General features: G+C 43.5%; 12 protein-coding genes. 6 read left to right on the top strand and 6 right to left on the bottom strand.

Going from position 1 to position 15782, the window contains the following annotated elements:
* Positions 1-298: 298 nt before the first annotated feature.
* The 4 genes from KHN78_RS01835 to gyrA form a co-directional block, all read right to left on the bottom strand.
* The gene (locus KHN78_RS01835; protein WP_206513189.1) at positions 299-946 is read right to left on the bottom strand and encodes a GTP cyclohydrolase II; all 648 of its coding nucleotides are present in this window, start codon (positions 944-946) and stop codon (positions 299-301) included.
* Between the two features lie 755 nt (positions 947-1701).
* Positions 1702-2253 carry a hypothetical protein gene (locus KHN78_RS01840; RefSeq protein WP_211919548.1) on the bottom strand — a complete coding sequence of 184 codons (552 nt, stop codon included), beginning with the start codon at positions 2251-2253 and terminating at the stop codon, positions 1702-1704.
* A gap of 176 nt (positions 2254-2429) precedes the next feature.
* Positions 2430-3053, bottom strand: coding sequence for a tetratricopeptide repeat protein (locus KHN78_RS01845; protein WP_211919550.1), 624 nt, complete (start codon positions 3051-3053; stop codon positions 2430-2432).
* A 122-nt stretch (positions 3054-3175) separates the two neighbouring features.
* On the bottom strand, positions 3176-5818 hold the full coding sequence (gene gyrA, locus KHN78_RS01850; protein ID WP_211919552.1) for a DNA topoisomerase (ATP-hydrolyzing) subunit A: 2643 nt from the start codon (positions 5816-5818) through the stop codon (positions 3176-3178).
* Positions 5819-6127: 309 nt separating this feature from the next.
* Between gyrA and ubiG the strand changes: the two genes are divergently transcribed.
* The 4 genes from ubiG to yfaE all read left to right on the top strand — a co-directional run bounded on the left by ubiG (position 6128) and on the right by yfaE (position 11168).
* A complete protein-coding gene (gene ubiG, locus KHN78_RS01855; RefSeq protein ID WP_211919555.1) occupies positions 6128-6841 on the top strand; it encodes a bifunctional 2-polyprenyl-6-hydroxyphenol methylase/3-demethylubiquinol 3-O-methyltransferase UbiG in 714 nt (237 codons plus the stop codon).
* A 550-nt stretch (positions 6842-7391) separates the two neighbouring features.
* Positions 7392-9674: a class 1a ribonucleoside-diphosphate reductase subunit alpha gene (gene nrdA / locus KHN78_RS01860; RefSeq protein ID WP_211919557.1), complete on the top strand. Its 2283-nt coding sequence runs from the start codon at positions 7392-7394 to the stop codon at positions 9672-9674.
* A gap of 82 nt (positions 9675-9756) precedes the next feature.
* Positions 9757-10890, top strand: coding sequence for a class Ia ribonucleoside-diphosphate reductase subunit beta (gene nrdB / locus KHN78_RS01865; protein ID WP_211919559.1), 1134 nt, complete (start codon positions 9757-9759; stop codon positions 10888-10890).
* A complete protein-coding gene (gene yfaE, locus KHN78_RS01870; protein ID WP_211919561.1) occupies positions 10890-11168 on the top strand; it encodes a class I ribonucleotide reductase maintenance protein YfaE in 279 nt (92 codons plus the stop codon). Before nrdB ends, yfaE begins: the two co-directional genes overlap by 1 nt.
* A gap of 81 nt (positions 11169-11249) precedes the next feature.
* Here the strand turns inward: yfaE and KHN78_RS01875 are convergent, their stop codons facing one another.
* Positions 11250-12482, bottom strand: coding sequence for a CinA family nicotinamide mononucleotide deamidase-related protein (locus KHN78_RS01875; protein ID WP_211919563.1), 1233 nt, complete (start codon positions 12480-12482; stop codon positions 11250-11252).
* Positions 12483-12743: 261 nt separating this feature from the next.
* Here KHN78_RS01875 and KHN78_RS01880 point away from each other — a divergent pair, with 261 nt between their 5' ends.
* Positions 12744-13646: a DUF3943 domain-containing protein gene (locus KHN78_RS01880; protein ID WP_211919965.1), complete on the top strand. Its 903-nt coding sequence runs from the start codon at positions 12744-12746 to the stop codon at positions 13644-13646.
* A 249-nt stretch (positions 13647-13895) separates the two neighbouring features.
* Positions 13896-14408: a glycine cleavage system protein R gene (locus tag KHN78_RS01885; protein ID WP_128811134.1), complete on the top strand. Its 513-nt coding sequence runs from the start codon at positions 13896-13898 to the stop codon at positions 14406-14408.
* 114 nt (positions 14409-14522) lie between these two features.
* On the opposite strand, the gene nspC is transcribed toward KHN78_RS01885, so the two are convergent.
* A complete protein-coding gene (gene nspC / locus KHN78_RS01890; protein ID WP_211919565.1) occupies positions 14523-15656 on the bottom strand; it encodes a carboxynorspermidine decarboxylase in 1134 nt (377 codons plus the stop codon).
* Between the last annotated feature and the right edge of the window lie 126 nt (positions 15657-15782).

Below are 15782 nucleotides of genomic sequence, written 5' to 3' on the forward strand. Positions count from 1 at the left end.
TTAAAAAAGTATGGCAAATATCTCACGACTTGCCGCGTTAAAAGTAAGAATCCAGAATCAAAATCGCAAACAATAATCTGATTGCCTGCTCACCAAATAGACTTTCTAAGTCATTCAAGACCAATGATTGCCTTATTCAATACCCCTCCAGATGCGTGTAACTGAGCATTACAGTACAAAATGTTCAACTTTTGCCAAATACAAAAAAACCCCACAAGCGTGAGGTTCTTTACAATTCAACAACAGTTCAAAAGCGATGCCTTTAACTACGTTATGTTTAAACTTTTATACGTTATGCTTAAACTTTTAAATGGTGCTTACCGTGTGATACTTTGGCTTTCAAATAGCTTTCATTGCCATCTTTGATGTGAGCTGAGGTGTTAATCACTTCCTCAATCTCAATGCCATACTCAGCAAGTTCACGAATTTTCTTTGGATTATTTGTTACCAAACGAATCTTACTCACACCAAGTGCTTCTAACATCTGCGCCGCCTCGGTAAAGTCACGTAAATCGTCGTCAAAACCTAGGTGGTTGTTAGCCTCATAAGTATTCATACCCTGGCTTTGAAGACGATATGCGTCAATTTTGTTGTAAAGGCCAATACCACGACCTTCTTGACGAAGATACAAAATAATACCGCCTGACTCACCCATGCGATTGATGGTCTCTTCCAATTGCTCGCCACAATCACAGCGTGACGAGTGGAATACATCACCCGTTAGACATTCAGAATGCATACGCACTAACGGCGTATCTTGCGATTGATCTGCTTTTTTAAAGATAACTGCTACATGCTCTTTGTCTGTCTTTAGACCATGAAAAGACAGGATTTCAGCATCTATGTTACTTTTTGCCCCGACTTTAAAATCAACTCTGGCACGTACTTCCGCCATATCTACACTCACTCGATTTATTGCTTGATGCATTTTCGTTATTGCATTCATGGGATTGCTCTCATCTGCCTTTCAACTATGGGGACTGATACCCAATTTTTCAATGTTGAGATCACTATGAGATCTATTCTTATTTAGCATTTGGGTCAATATCCAACTCGAACTGATCGATGGCTGACTTTGCAATTGTTATAATATAACATTTAAAGTGAACTACAATAAAAAACCCCAGACAAATTTGCCGGGGGTTTAGTATGTTTGCTTAAAACGCAACAATCTTGTCAATGTGTTTGATTTCGCTTCCAAACCTTAAGCTCTATCCAAGCTGCTTCAAGTTCTTGAATTTCTTCTTCAGTCAAGACAGCGAGTGATGATGTGACTTGTGGCATCTTCGGTGACTGCAATGCACGAATCTGCGAATAAAAGTCCTTTTTTAATTGCGATATTACTGGATCCACTGCATACACCTGCTTAATTCTTTATTACGTCTTCAGCTCAAATTAATAAATATTGATTCACTAAAACACTCATAAATTCGCACAAATAATATCATTCCGCTTGCTCTGTGCACGATTAGTTTCAAATTGTGGAATTGTAATCACATTAATCATGGTTAATTTTTTAAGGTCTATGTGCTCGGAATTGCATTTGAAAACTGATTCTCAATTCTAAATCGAATAGCCAATCTAACTCACCGTGTTAGCAATGCATGGAAAATTAGCTGGAAGAGATTTTATATCACTTTATTTTGCAGCTCATAAATATCCAAGCCACCTCGATATACTTGGTCAGGACTGGCTATTGAACTAACGACGACGCACTCTTGGCATAGACTGAATATTCGGTCGAGTCTTTGGTATTTGTACATCCGGACGAGCAACAGAGCGCTGCATTTTGGTGTTTGGCAACGCTTTCTTTTGCTGAACTTTTTCTTTTAAAGCTTTATCTTGCAACACAACAGACTCAACACGCTCTGGTCGATTTTCCCATTTGTTCTGAATTTCTTGCTTTTGTTCATCCGGAAGTGATTGCCAATGGTCATCAAGTTGGCGCTTCATATTATCGATGTTTGCTGACATGTCGTCGTCTTTCCAATCTTCAACTTTGTCTTTGATCGATTGTTGTTGCTCATCATCTAAGCCATTCCACCACTCTTCCAACTTCTCTTTATAATCATCATTATCATCACAACAACCTGGATAATAATAGACCCAGTAATCATCATTATCATACCACCAAGGGTCATAGTAACCCGTAGAGTAATAAACAGAAGAGGCCCCAGAATTCGAAGAAGAAGTGCAGCCCACCAGCATCGTTCCCGATAATAGAACCAATAGACTCAACGTTATTTCTTTCATGCTACTTCCTCTGCCCATTGTTTACCCTTTAAATCCGTTTATCACTCAGGTCTGCTTAAACGTGATGCCTGTTTATCGTTTCAATTTGTGTATAGCTTTCAATTTGTCTTTAACTTTAAATCTGTCTCTAGCTTTGAATACAATGTGAATTCAAATCCACCGACAAAATTGCACGTCTACATAAGTACTTTAGTTTGATTGTTCGAATTAATGATCTGCGCTCGATCTAAACTAGGATCATTAGAGTCTAGTAAAATTATCCAAGTATCAATCGCTTCTTGGAAACGGAACGACAAAAAATGGTCGTTCGCGATCAAAGACAAGGCCGCCTCATTGTGCGGCTCTATCTGTAATGCCTGATCCAGAAGCAAACTGACCTCATCCGTCATGGATTGCTGATAGAGGTAATATAACGTCGTTGCCTTTGCAGCAAGTTGGCTAGCATCAACAGGATCGGTTAGCTGAATGGCATAATCGAAGCAGATCAATGCACCGTCAAGCTCTCCCTCCATCAAATAGCTCTGCCCGAGCTGAAACCACAACTCCGCATTGTTAGGGGCTTCCCTTAACTGTGTTTGAATTTCTTCCATAATGTCACGGGCTGCCATCATTCGAGACATTTCTGCTTGCGCAGGCTCTGACGAGGTTTGACGAAAATATAAGAAGCTTACGCTAGTAAAAACAACGATCAACGCACAAATGCCCAACCATTGATGCGACTTCACTTTTGACGCGCCAAGCAATAGAACTGCGATGAATAACCCCATCAAAGTGATGGCAACAAAAAACCAAACCGACATATGGCTGATCCATAAACAAAATGAAGTTTAGTTTACTGGTTTCAAGTTTAAATTGCGTGATTCAGATACAAAAAAGCCGAGCGTGTTTGCTCGGCTTCTAAATTTAGCGATTTAGAGAAGAATTACTCTTCTTCAGAACCTTCAGATGCATCATCTGCTGCTGGCGTTTCTGTCGCTTGTTGCTCTGCATTTGCATCTACTGTTGCTTCCGCTTCTTCACCTTCTGGCAGTTCCACTTCTTCAACTTCGTCGATACGCTGTAGACCAACAACCGATTCATCAGATGCTGTGCGGATCAGAGTCACACCTTGTGTGTTACGACCCACTTGGCTAACCTCTGCAACACGTGTACGCACTAGAGTACCAGCGTCGGTGATCATCATCATCTCGTCGCCTTCTTCTACTTGTACCGCACCAACGACTGGACCGTTACGCTCAGAAACCTTGATAGAAACAACACCTTGTGTCGCACGACCTTTAATTGGGTACTCTGCCAATTCAGTACGTTTACCGTAACCGTTTTGCGTCACAGTCAGGATATCACCTTCGTTAGACGGAACGATGAGAGACACAACTTGGTCATCATCTGCCAGTTTCATACCGCGAACACCAGATGCAGTACGTCCCATCGCACGGACTTTGTCCTCGCTAAAGCGAACCACTTTACCCGCTTTCGAGAACAGCATGATATCGCTATTGCCTGTTGTAATATCAACACCGATTAGAGAGTCATCATCACGTAGGTTAACGGCGATTAGGCCGTTAGAACGAACGTTCGCGAACTGATCAAGAGATGTTTTCTTAACGGTACCATCACCGGTTGCCATAAAGATAAACTTATCAGCACTGAACTCAGACACAGGAAGAATTGCCGTGATACGCTCGCCATCTTCAAGAGGTAAGATGTTTACAATTGGCTTACCACGAGCGGTACGGCTCGCATGTGGCAATTGATAAACTTTTAGACGGTAAGTCTTACCACGAGTAGAGAAACACAAGATGTTATCGTGAGTATTCGCAACAAGCAGACGCTCGATATAATCCTCTTCTTTCATCTTGGTTGCGCTCTTACCTTTACCACCACGACGCTGAGCTTCATAGTCGCTGAGTAATTGGTATTTAACGTAACCTTCGTGAGACAGTGTCACAACAACATCTTCACGAGCAATAAGCTCTTCTAGATCGATGTCATGGCTCGCCGCTGTGATTTCAGTACGACGAACGTCACCAAACGCATCACGCACCGTTTCTAGCTCTTCACGGATCACTTCCATCAAGCGCTCAGTACTTGCAAGAATGTGCATTAACTCTGCGATTTCATCTAGAAGTGCTTTGTATTCGTCAAGAATCTTCTCGTGCTCTAGACCAGTTAGACGGTGTAGACGAAGTTCTAGAATAGCTTGTGCTTGGGTTTCTGTTAGGTAGTAAAGACCATCACGGATGCCGTATTGATCTTCAAGCCATTCAGGGCGAGCAGCATCTGTACCAGCACGCTCAAGCATTGAGGCTACGTTACCTAGGTCCCAACCACGTGATACCAAGCCAACTTTAGCTTCTGCAGGTGTTGGTGCGTTTTTGATTAGCTCGATAACTTCATCGATATTAGCAAGTGCAAGAGATAGAGCTTCAAGGATATGAGCACGTTCACGAGCTTTGCGCAATTCGAAGATAGTACGGCGAGTAACCACTTCACGACGGTGGTCAACGAAACACTTCAACATCTCTTTCAAGTTGAATAGTTTTGGCTGGCCATTATCAAGCGCAACCATGTTGATACCGAAAGTAGTTTGAAGTTGAGTTTGAGCGTAAAGGTTGTTCAGAACCACTTCGCCCACTGCATCACGCTTACATTCGATAACGATACGCATACCGTCTTTATCAGACTCGTCACGTAGCGCACTGATGCCTTCAACTTTCTTATCTTTAACTAGCTCAGCAATCTTCTCGATCAAGCGAGCTTTGTTCACCTGGTAAGGGATTTCAGTGACGATAATGGTCTCTTTACCATTTTTCTCCACTTCGATTTCCGCTTTTGAGCGCATGTAGATCTTACCGCGACCTGTTTTGTACGCGTCTACAATGCCTTTACGGCCGCTGATCAGCGCCGCTGTAGGGAAATCAGGACCAGGTATATAATCCATTAGCTCATCAATCGTGATTGCTTCATTATTGATGTATGCAAGACATCCGTCGATCACTTCGCCAAGGTTATGTGGCGGGATGTTGGTTGCCATACCTACCGCGATACCCGAAGAGCCGTTTACCAGTAGGTTAGGAATTTTAGTCGGAAGAACCGCAGGAATCTGCTCAGTACCATCATAGTTGGGTACATAGTCTACGGTTTCTTTATCTAGGTCAGCCAGAAGTTCGTGGGCAATCTTCGCCATACGTACTTCGGTATAACGCATTGCCGCAGCAGAGTCGCCATCGATCGAGCCGAAGTTACCTTGACCATCGACCAGCATGTAACGAAGTGAGAACGGCTGAGCCATACGTACGATAGTGTCGTACACAGCACTGTCACCATGTGGGTGATATTTACCGATTACGTCGCCGACAACACGGGCTGATTTTTTATATGGTTTGTTCCAATCGTTGCCTAGTACGTTCATCGCGAATAAAACGCGGCGGTGTACTGGTTTTAGGCCATCACGCACATCTGGAAGAGCACGACCGACGATGACTGACATCGCGTAGTCTAGGTATGAACCTCTAAGCTCATCTTCAATGTTTACGGGCGTGATCTCTTTAGCTAAATCGCTCATAGAGCCATTATCCCTCTATTATCTGATCGTAATTACGATACGTGTAAGGTGCAAAAATATAACACACAATTCATCAACGGGGCATCACTTTCCCGCTCCTTTTATCAGGTTGTGAGCTTGGTTATGTGTTAAATGAAGAGAATTTGCACATTCGTCCCATATCTTTATGAAAACTGACTACATTTCCACCACTGCCGCTCAAAAATCTCCTCTGTTGCGATTGTGAGAGAAGAAGCAGTTTTAACGTATCGTACCATTAGAGTATAATCTCGCATTCCAAAGGACTATTAGCGAAGCGATATAACTATCATGACAACAGCACAAAACGTTGACCCAAGTGAAATTAAGAAATTCGAAGAGATGGCTTCTCGTTGGTGGGATCTAGAGGGTGAGTTTAAGCCTCTGCATCAAATTAATCCGCTTCGCTTAAACTACGTTCTCGACAAAGCAGATGGCCTATTTGGGAAAAAAGTGCTCGATGTTGGCTGTGGTGGCGGTATTCTCGCTGAGAGCATGGCAAAAGAAGGCGCATTGGTGACGGGTTTAGACATGGGCAAAGAGCCGTTAGAAGTGGCTCGTCTGCATGCACTAGAAACAGGCACTAAGCTTGATTACATTCGCAGTACGATCGAAGAACACGCCGCAGAACATGCCGGCAGTTATGATGTGGTGACGTGCATGGAAATGCTAGAGCATGTACCGGATCCTCTTTCTGTCATTCGGTCATGTGCAACACTGGTCAAGCCTGGTGGTCATGTCTTTTTCTCAACATTGAATCGCAATATTAAATCGTACCTATTTGCTATTGTCGGAGCAGAAAAGCTGTTGAAGATTGTCCCAGAGGGCACTCATGATCATGAGAAATTCATCAAACCAGCCGAAATGATGAAAATGATCGACCAAACTGATCTGACAGAAATGGGCATTACGGGTTTGCACTACAACCCTCTAAATGACAGCTACAAGCTAGGCCGTAATGTGGATGTGAATTACATCGTACACACCACGAAGTGTTCACTATAAGTGAGAGCGTTCTCTAAGACGATAGTGAACGTCAAAAGTTAAAACACTCACCATCAATTTTACTCATTGAGTGAAAGACTTCGTCTTTTTAAATATGTCATGCACTAAAAGCGGTAGCACAAATGCGCCGCTTTTTTTGTCAATTTCTGAAGAAAAAAAGTGCACTAGATTCCATTTTAACCACTCCATTTTTAACAAACAAAAACTGTCAAAGATCAAGGAAAATATTTTTACATGCGGTTATTTATGAACCGATCTGAAAAGCGATATTTTCCCCTTTCAAGTGAGCCCTTTTCTCATCGGTTAGTGTTCACTTACTGTTTTTTTGCTTTTTGTTAGTTATCCACAAGTCATCCAAAAGCTGCGCCTTGATAAATTGGCGCAATAGCACTATCTTGTAACCCGCAATCCAGTTAACCCCTATATCTTGTGTTTCAGCTACAATATATAGATAGACTTTGATCACAAAGCCGCCGCAACCTTTACAAGTTTTGCACATAAACCAACAAAAATACGGCTTTTATCAGTTTTCTTAGGGAAATAAAGCAGAATGAACCAAAAACTTACCGTCACTAAGCGTGATGGCCGCAAAGAAAGTATCGACCTGGAAAAAATTCACCGAGTTATCACTTGGGCCGCAGAGGGTCTAAATAACGTTTCGGTGTCTCAGGTAGAACTGCGCGCACATATCCAATTTTACGAAGGTATTACCACGTCAGATATCCACGAGACGATGATCAAGTCTGCTGCAGACTTAATTTCAGAAGAGACTCCGGATTATCAATATCTCGCTGCTCGCCTAGCGGTATTCCACCTACGTAAAAAAGCGTACGGTCAATACGAGCCACCAGCTTTGTATGATCACGTATCTCGCCTTGTGGATTTAGGTAAGTACGACAGCCACATTCTGGAAGATTACACAAAAGAAGAACTTGATGAGCTTGATGCGTACATCGATCACAAGCGCGATCTCGACTTCTCTTACGCCGCTGTAAAACAGTTAGAAGGTAAGTACTTCGTTCAAAACCGTGTATCAGGTGAGATCTACGAAAGTGCTCAGTTCCTCTACATTCTTGTTTCTGCTTGCTTGTTCGCAAACTACCCGAAAGAAACGCGCCTTGACTTCATCAAGCGTTTCTACGATGCGACGTCAACATTTAAGATTTCTCTACCTACACCAATCATGTCTGGTGTACGTACTCCTACTCGTCAGTTCAGCTCATGCGTACTGATCGAGTGTGGTGATAGCCTAGATTCTATCAACGCGACGGCGAGCTCAATTGTTCGTTACGTTTCTCAACGCGCAGGTATCGGTATCAATGCGGGTCGTATCCGTGCGCTAGGTTCTGAAATCCGTGGTGGTGAGGCATTCCACACAGGTTGTATCCCATTCTACAAATACTTCCAAACCGCCGTTAAGTGCTGTTCACAGGGTGGTGTTCGTGGCGGTGCAGCGACAGTATTCTACCCACTATGGCACGGTGAAGCTCGCTCACTGATGGTTCTTAAGAACAACCGTGGTGTTGAGGAGAACCGTGTTCGTCACATGGACTACGGTGTTCAGTTGAATAAACTGATGTACCAACGTTTGGTTGAAGGTGGCAATATCACGCTATTCTCACCATCTGATGTACCAGGTCTATACGACGCATTCTTCGAGAACCAAGCAGAATTCGAACGCCTATACGTTCAATACGAAAATGATCCTGCAATCAAGAAAGAAACGGTTAAAGCGATCGAAATGTTCACGCTGCTGATGCAAGAGCGTGCTTCAACAGGCCGAATCTACATTCAGAACGTGGACCACTGTAACACTCACAGCCCATTTGACTCTGAAGTTGCGCCTGTTCGTCAATCTAACCTTTGTTTGGAAATTGCACTTCCAACGAAGCCATTGACTAACGTTGAAGATGATTCAGGCGAAATTGCACTTTGTACGCTTTCTGCGTTCAACCTTGGTGCGATCAAGTCTCTAGACGATTTTGAAGAACTGTCTGAACTTGTGGTTCGTGCGCTAGATGCACTGCTTGATTACCAAGACTACCCACTACCAGCTGCTTATAAGTCAACAATGAACCGCCGTACTCTAGGTGTAGGTGTCATCAACTACGCATATTACCTAGCAAAGAATGGCGTGAAGTACTCTGACGGCAGTGCGAACAGTCTGACTCACCGTACATTCGAAGCCATTCAATATTATCTATTGAAAGCATCGGTAGCACTTGCGAAAGAGCAAGGTAAATGCCCACTGTTCCATGAAACGAACTACGCGAAAGGGCTATTACCCATCGACACGTACAAAAAAGACGTTGATCTAATCTGTGACGAAGCTCTGCAGTACGACTGGGATAGCCTACGTCAAGAGATCATGGAACATGGTCTACGCAACTCAACGTTGACGGCGCTAATGCCATCTGAGACCTCTTCTCAGATCTCTAACGCAACAAACGGTATTGAGCCACCACGTGGTTATGTGTCAGTGAAAGCATCAAAAGACGGCATCTTGAAACAAGTTGTGCCTGATTTCACAGAGCTTAAAGATAACTATGAACTACTGTGGAACATTGGTGCGAATGATGGTTACCTGCATCTTGTTGGTATCATGCAAAAATTCATTGACCAGGCGATTTCTGCAAACACAAACTACGATCCGTCACGCTACGAAAGTGGTAAGGTACCAATGAAGAAACTACTTCAAGACCTACTCACTGCGTACAAGTTTGGTGTAAAAACACTTTACTACCATAACACACGCGATGGCGCGAAAGACGACCAGAAAGACGCGGTTCAACCGCAAGATGATGATTGTGCTGGCGGCGGTTGTAAGATTTAATCTTCCCGACACTGAACAATCCACAGAACCAAATTATCGAGAACCTCCCTCTACGGGGAGGTTTAAAAGGAATTGAGGCATTATGGCTTACAGTACTTTTAACCAGAACAAAAATGACCAACTAAAGGAACCAATGTTCCTAGGTCAATCGGTTAACGTTGCACGCTACGACCAGCAAAAGTTCGAAATTTTTGAAAAGCTGATCGAAAAGCAATTATCTTTCTTTTGGCGTCCAGAAGAAGTTGACGTATCAAGCGACCGTATTGACTACAACAAACTGCCTGATCACGAAAAGCATATCTTCATCTCAAACTTGAAGTATCAAACGCTCCTAGATTCAATCCAAGGTCGCAGCCCGAACGTTGCGCTTCTTCCACTTGTTTCTCTGCCAGAGCTAGAAACATGGATTGAGACTTGGTCATTTTCTGAAACGATTCACTCTCGTTCATACACGCACATCATTCGCAACATCGTGAACGATCCAAGTGTCGTGTTTGATGACATTGTTGAGAACGAGCACATCCTAAAGCGTGCAAAAGACATCGCGCACTACTACGATGACTTGATCCAAGCAACGAACGATTACCATCGTTACGGCGAAGGTTCGCATGTTATCAACGGCGAAACGGTTAAGATCAGTCTTTACGAGTTGAAAAAGAAACTCTACATCTGTTTGATGTCTGTAAACGCACTAGAAGCTATTCGTTTCTATGTAAGTTTCGCATGTTCATTTGCTTTCGCTGAACGTGAGCTGATGGAAGGTAACGCAAAAATCATCAAGCTCATAGCTCGTGACGAAGCGCTGCACTTGAGTGGTACTCAGCATATGATTAACTTGCTGCGTAACGGCCAAGATGATTTCTCTTTCATGCAAATCGCAGAAGAAGCAAAACAAGAGTGTTTTGACCTATTCAAAGAAGCGGCAGAGCAAGAGAAAGAGTGGGCAGAATACCTCTTCAAAGACGGCTCTATGATCGGTCTAAACAAAGACATCCTGAGCCAATACGTTGAATACATCACAAACATTCGTATGCAAGCGGTAGGCCTACCTGCGGCATACCCTAACGCAACGACAAACCCAATTCCTTGGATTAATGCGTGGTTATCATCAGATAACGTTCAAGTTGCACCACAAGAAGCAGAAATCTCTTCTTACCTTGTTGGTCAAATTGATAATGAGATCAGCGCTAACGACTTTGAAGGATTTGAGCTGTAATGCCAACAATCAAAATCAACAAACTTATCAGCATTGAATCCAATCCATCCAATACGATTTTGGAGACGATGGAACAAGCTGGTCTGCTGCCTGAATACAATTGCCGCGATGGTCACTGTGGTGCTTGCCGCTGTAAGCTGGAGTCTGGCGAAGTGGAGTATGTTGGTTTTGCAATGGCTTACACACAAGCTGATGAAATTCTGCCTTGTATCTGTAAAGCGAAATCCAGTGTTTCACTGAACGGTGTTAACTATACGATGAAAGAAAAACGCGCATAAGTTTAGTTTTAGTGAATACTAAGAAGCCAAGGCGATTGCCTTGGCTTCTTATTATCTGGATATCGGTAAGTTGAGCATCGATTAAAGCGCACTATTCGGAATGTGCATCTCTTTCACTTTCTCAAGAAACGAATATCGAGCGGACATCGGTTTACGTTCCAAGTAGCGCCTTAGCAAGTCGAGCGCCACTGCACTAATAACTTTCACCTGGTCATCACGCTGATACTTTCTTGATAGCTTATACAATGCCCCCCACTCCCCTGCCTCTGTGGAGAGCGCCACAGAAAAGACACTATCGTCAATATTTCCCGTCACCAAAGCTAAGTCTGTTCCGCATTTCTCACGCGTAGCACCAGCAAACGCAAATGTCGCAGCAAGCGGATCATTTTCATCCAAAATCGTAGCATGGTGACCCGACAACACCCAACCATGACCAAATTGTTTTGCTATGTTTTCATTCCCGTTGAGCCAATAGGTTAAGTGCCCTGCACTGCTCTTTTCAGAAACTGACAATGTTAACCGTTTATCTGCCAACAGTTGACCAACATGATCCACCATGGGCATATCAACACTCACGGTATTGGTTTCAAGATGCTTATGAATAATCTGTATGAGCTTCACGCGTTGTTCGACTTGATTCGATGGGCCAAATAATTTTACTTCAATGAATGGTAAATAAGAGCGATAACCCAGTTCGTACCCGTGAGGAAGTTTCATTTGGTCAAGCGTATCTGAAATCCCGGATTCAGAAAGTCCAAACGTATAAATACGGCTACAAGACGAGCTTTCCACTTCAGGGAAGTGTTTCTTTAAATCCGGTAAAATCTGAGTTTCCGCCATAAGTTTAAATTCACTCGGTACACCCGGGGTGAAATAAAATATCGCATCGTTGATCAGCATTTTAAAGCCACAAGCCGTACCAATAGGATTGTCTACAATGTCCGCAATTTCGGGCAACATAGCTTGTTTTAAATTGCTGTCAGGCATAGGAATACCACGTCGAGCATACATGGCTTCTAAGTGTCCTAACCATTCTCTAAACAATACCAATTTACAATCAGCTGCTCTTGCCGCTGCCGTTGCACTCATGTCATCCGTCGTTGGGCCTAAACCGCCATTAACGATCACAACATCATTATTGAAGCTCAACATCAGGAATTCTTCGATTAGGCTAGATAGTTTATCACCGACTGTAGAGCGTTTGGTTAAGCCAAAACCATGTTGATAAAACAAGCTAGATAACCACGCCGCATTCGTATCAACAATATCACCGTGAAGCACTTCTTCACCGGTACTAAGCATAGCAATTTTCACAACTGACTCCTGAAATTGGGCAACATTCACTTTTTTCGACTTTGTGCCTATATCATTTTCATTTTATTAGACTAATCTCTATACCTAAGCAACCTAAACAGACGCCTTTCAACAAGAATTCTGCACCTTAAAGTCACTTAGGTATATCTATTTGTTGAGATTAAATTTAGGTCAACTATTTTCATGGCTGTGCTTTTAAGGGATAATTGTGCGCTAGATCATTAAACCAACAACTCGGAGACCTCTGTGTCAAAATTATCCATGTTCAAGAAGACTTTTAGCGGTCTCGTACTGACAGCGTCTGCAGCCGCAAACGCTAGCCAATATGACATGACCCGCCATAGTGAGTTTTCTTACACACCTGATTGTTTGTCAGGTTACTGCGAAACGACCACGCTGTATAGCTTCGAACCTCAAAATCGCAGCTTCGCAATGGGACTGGATAGCAATGACTCACTTGATCTTGATGCTGGTCTTCAACCGAAACATCTTATTGTTCCAAAAGACAAAGATTGGGATTACCTTATGGGGCAAACTTACACCATTTTAGGTCTAAGTGTTGCGACTGTTGGTTTAATGACGTTTCTACCAGAAAGTATTACCAAATGGGACGACGATGATCGTGACATGAGTAAGCTCGGCAGTAAGTGGAAAGACAATGTATCAAGTGGCCCTGTGTGGGATCGTGACGAACACTTTCTTAACTACATCATGCACCCATACTTTGGTGGGGTTTACTATACGGCAGCACGTCACGCAGGTTACAACGAATTCGAATCGTTCTTATACTCTGCAACCATGTCGACGTTCTTTTGGGAATATGGTGTAGAAGCGTTTGCCGAAGTGCCATCATGGCAAGATATTTTCATTACGCCTTTCTTCGGAGCAGTCGTTGGTGAAATGATGCTCAGCGCAGAACAAGATATTATTGCTGGCGGTGGAGAAGTCATGGGGTCAGAAACCATAGGTGATGTATCACTATTCTTCCTAAACCCTGTCGGCCATATTCACTACTGGGTGTCAGACGCTTGGGGCGGCAGCGCAGAATTCCAGTTCGCCTCTTCTCCTTGGTTTGGTAACCAGGATGCGGCTAAATTCGCAATGAACGCTGGGGCGAGCTACGATCGCCAATTCTACGGCTTTGAGATGAAAGTCTCTTTCTAAGTAATTGAGAATATTTAAAGCAAAGCAACACATTCAAATAGCAGTCTCCGGACTGCTTTTTTTGTGCCCTAAGCGTAGTTTTCATTATTTGCATCACGAATTAGTGTGAAAAATTGACCTTTATCAAACATTACCCTCTCTCAGCACCTACACTGAAATAAAAGGACTTATTCCAATAACTTAAGTTCCAATCACTTCAGCGATGCGTAAATGCGTGCCGCGTCCAAACCTTATCTGGGAGGGGACATTATGAACACTGTATTTATCGTAAACTTCGTCGGTCAGGCTTCACCTGCGACCATCAAACAACTTGCGGCGGTCACACATGAAAATGGGGGCAAATGGTTAATCAGTAAAGTGAACTTTATTGAGGACCAAGTGGCTGGCGTGATTAAAATTGAGCTTCCTGAAGAAAACGCCGAGACAGTAAAAGACGCGTTCTCTGCTTGTCAAACCCTAGTCGTGAAGTTCGTCGACTCCGGCCCTCATTCACACCGTGAAGAGACGATATTTCAGTTACGTTTAGATGCCAATGACCGCGGAGGCATCGTCAACGAGATCACTCATGTACTTGATAGCCAAGGTATCTCTATACTTGATATGGACTGTCAGCGAGTATTCATTGCTGGCGGCGGTGGTATAAGTTCCAGTTTGTTTAGCGCAAAATTGGCCATCAAATTACCAAGTGAACTTGAACTCGATGACGTGGTGAATGAGCTTGAATCACTAAGTGAAGACACTCGCGTGATTGTTGAAAGCTAATCGCTGGATTCTAGGGTATTTTCGAACGATACCTCATATAGCTAGTCATTCACGAAGTACAAAAAAGAGCAGCCATCGCTGCTCTTTTTACGTTTCCAGCGGGTGGATTAGTGGTTATTTCACCGTCCACTGAGATAACGAGCGTTTGAAATCTGAGTAATCAAATTCGTTTAGTTTTTGAATCTCACCATTTGAACGTTGGCAATACACAGATGGCATACGCAAGCCATTAAACCAGTTCAACTTCACCATGGTGTAACCCGCACTATCTAGAATATGCAGACGCTGGCCGATCTCCAGTGGTTGTTCAAAGTTCGCCACACAGAACTGATCACCCGCTAGGCAAGAGCAAGAACCAATCACGTACTCGTGCTCGCCGTTTTCTGATGCTTCTAGGATAGACGCAGGCTCATTGTAGATAAGGGTATCCAAGCGGTGAGCTTCCGTTGCCGAATCCACAATCGCCGTCTTCTTCACGTTTTCAACAATATCTACAACGGTCACGACAAGGTCGGTCGTTTTTGTGATGATTGCCTCTCCCGGTTCTAAGTACATTTGTACTCCGTGCTTTTTCGAGAACGCTTTCAGCGCTAAGCCTAACTTCTCGATGTCGTAGCCCGGCCATGTGAAGAATACACCACCGCCCATACTGACCCAATCAAGTTTATTCAGGTATTCGCCAAACTGTTCCGAGATCGAATCCAACAAGGCGATGAACGCGTCCACGTCTTTGTTCTCACAGTTCATGTGGAACATCACACCATCAATGCCATCGAAAATTTCCGGCTTAATGTGGTCAGCTTGTACGCCAAGTCGAGAGAACTGACGAGCAGGATTCGCTAAATCTTGCCCCGCGTAACTTACACCTGGGTTTAAGCGCAAGCCAATAGATGCTTTGCCCTCAACAACATGACGGTAAGCTGCTAGCTGTGACTGTGAGTTAAAAATCATCTTGTCACAGATATCAGCGACTTCTCGCACATCGTCTTCGCTATAGCCAACACTGTATGCGTGCGTTTCACCACCGAAAGTTTCGTAGCCAAGCTTCACTTCAAACGGACCAGAGCTAGTCGTGCCATCTAAGTAAGGCTTGATGATGTCGAATACACCCCATGTTGAGAAGCACTTCAGTGCCAACACCAACTTTACACCAGAAATGTCTTTTAGCTGCTTCGCTTTTTCTAGGTTCTCAACCAACTTATCTTCATTGATCATAAAGTACGGGGTTTTAAGTTGCTCTTTACTCATAACTCACCATTTTCATCACACGTTACCCCCTTTAACGTCCCCTTTAAGAAAAGGAGACTGGGAGGGGCTAAACTCAAATACGACAAAAGCAGTCACGGCTTTTGACCATGACTGCTCGAATTATCT

It is taken from the genome of Vibrio sp. B1REV9, assembly GCF_905175395.2.
GTDB lineage: Bacteria > Pseudomonadota > Gammaproteobacteria > Enterobacterales > Vibrionaceae > Vibrio > Vibrio alfacsensis.

What these genes read in the sequence shown, in the direction of transcription:
- KHN78_RS01835 (WP_206513189.1), bottom strand. Translation starts at nt 946, where the DNA reads ATGAATGCAATAACGAAAATGCATCAAGCAATAAATCGAGTGAGTGTA.
- KHN78_RS01840 (WP_211919548.1), bottom strand. Translation starts at nt 2,253, where the DNA reads ATGAAAGAAATAACGTTGAGTCTATTGGTTCTATTATCGGGAACGATG.
- KHN78_RS01845 (WP_211919550.1), bottom strand. Translation starts at nt 3,053, where the DNA reads ATGTCGGTTTGGTTTTTTGTTGCCATCACTTTGATGGGGTTATTCATC.
- gyrA (WP_211919552.1), bottom strand. Translation starts at nt 5,818, where the DNA reads ATGAGCGATTTAGCTAAAGAGATCACGCCCGTAAACATTGAAGATGAG.
- ubiG (WP_211919555.1), top strand. Translation starts at nt 6,128, where the DNA reads ATGACAACAGCACAAAACGTTGACCCAAGTGAAATTAAGAAATTCGAA.
- nrdA (WP_211919557.1), top strand. Translation starts at nt 7,392, where the DNA reads ATGAACCAAAAACTTACCGTCACTAAGCGTGATGGCCGCAAAGAAAGT.
- nrdB (WP_211919559.1), top strand. Translation starts at nt 9,757, where the DNA reads ATGGCTTACAGTACTTTTAACCAGAACAAAAATGACCAACTAAAGGAA.
- yfaE (WP_211919561.1), top strand. Translation starts at nt 10,890, where the DNA reads ATGCCAACAATCAAAATCAACAAACTTATCAGCATTGAATCCAATCCA.
- KHN78_RS01880 (WP_211919965.1), top strand. Translation starts at nt 12,744, where the DNA reads ATGTTCAAGAAGACTTTTAGCGGTCTCGTACTGACAGCGTCTGCAGCC.
- KHN78_RS01885 (WP_128811134.1), top strand. Translation starts at nt 13,896, where the DNA reads ATGAACACTGTATTTATCGTAAACTTCGTCGGTCAGGCTTCACCTGCG.
- nspC (WP_211919565.1), bottom strand. Translation starts at nt 15,656, where the DNA reads ATGAGTAAAGAGCAACTTAAAACCCCGTACTTTATGATCAATGAAGAT.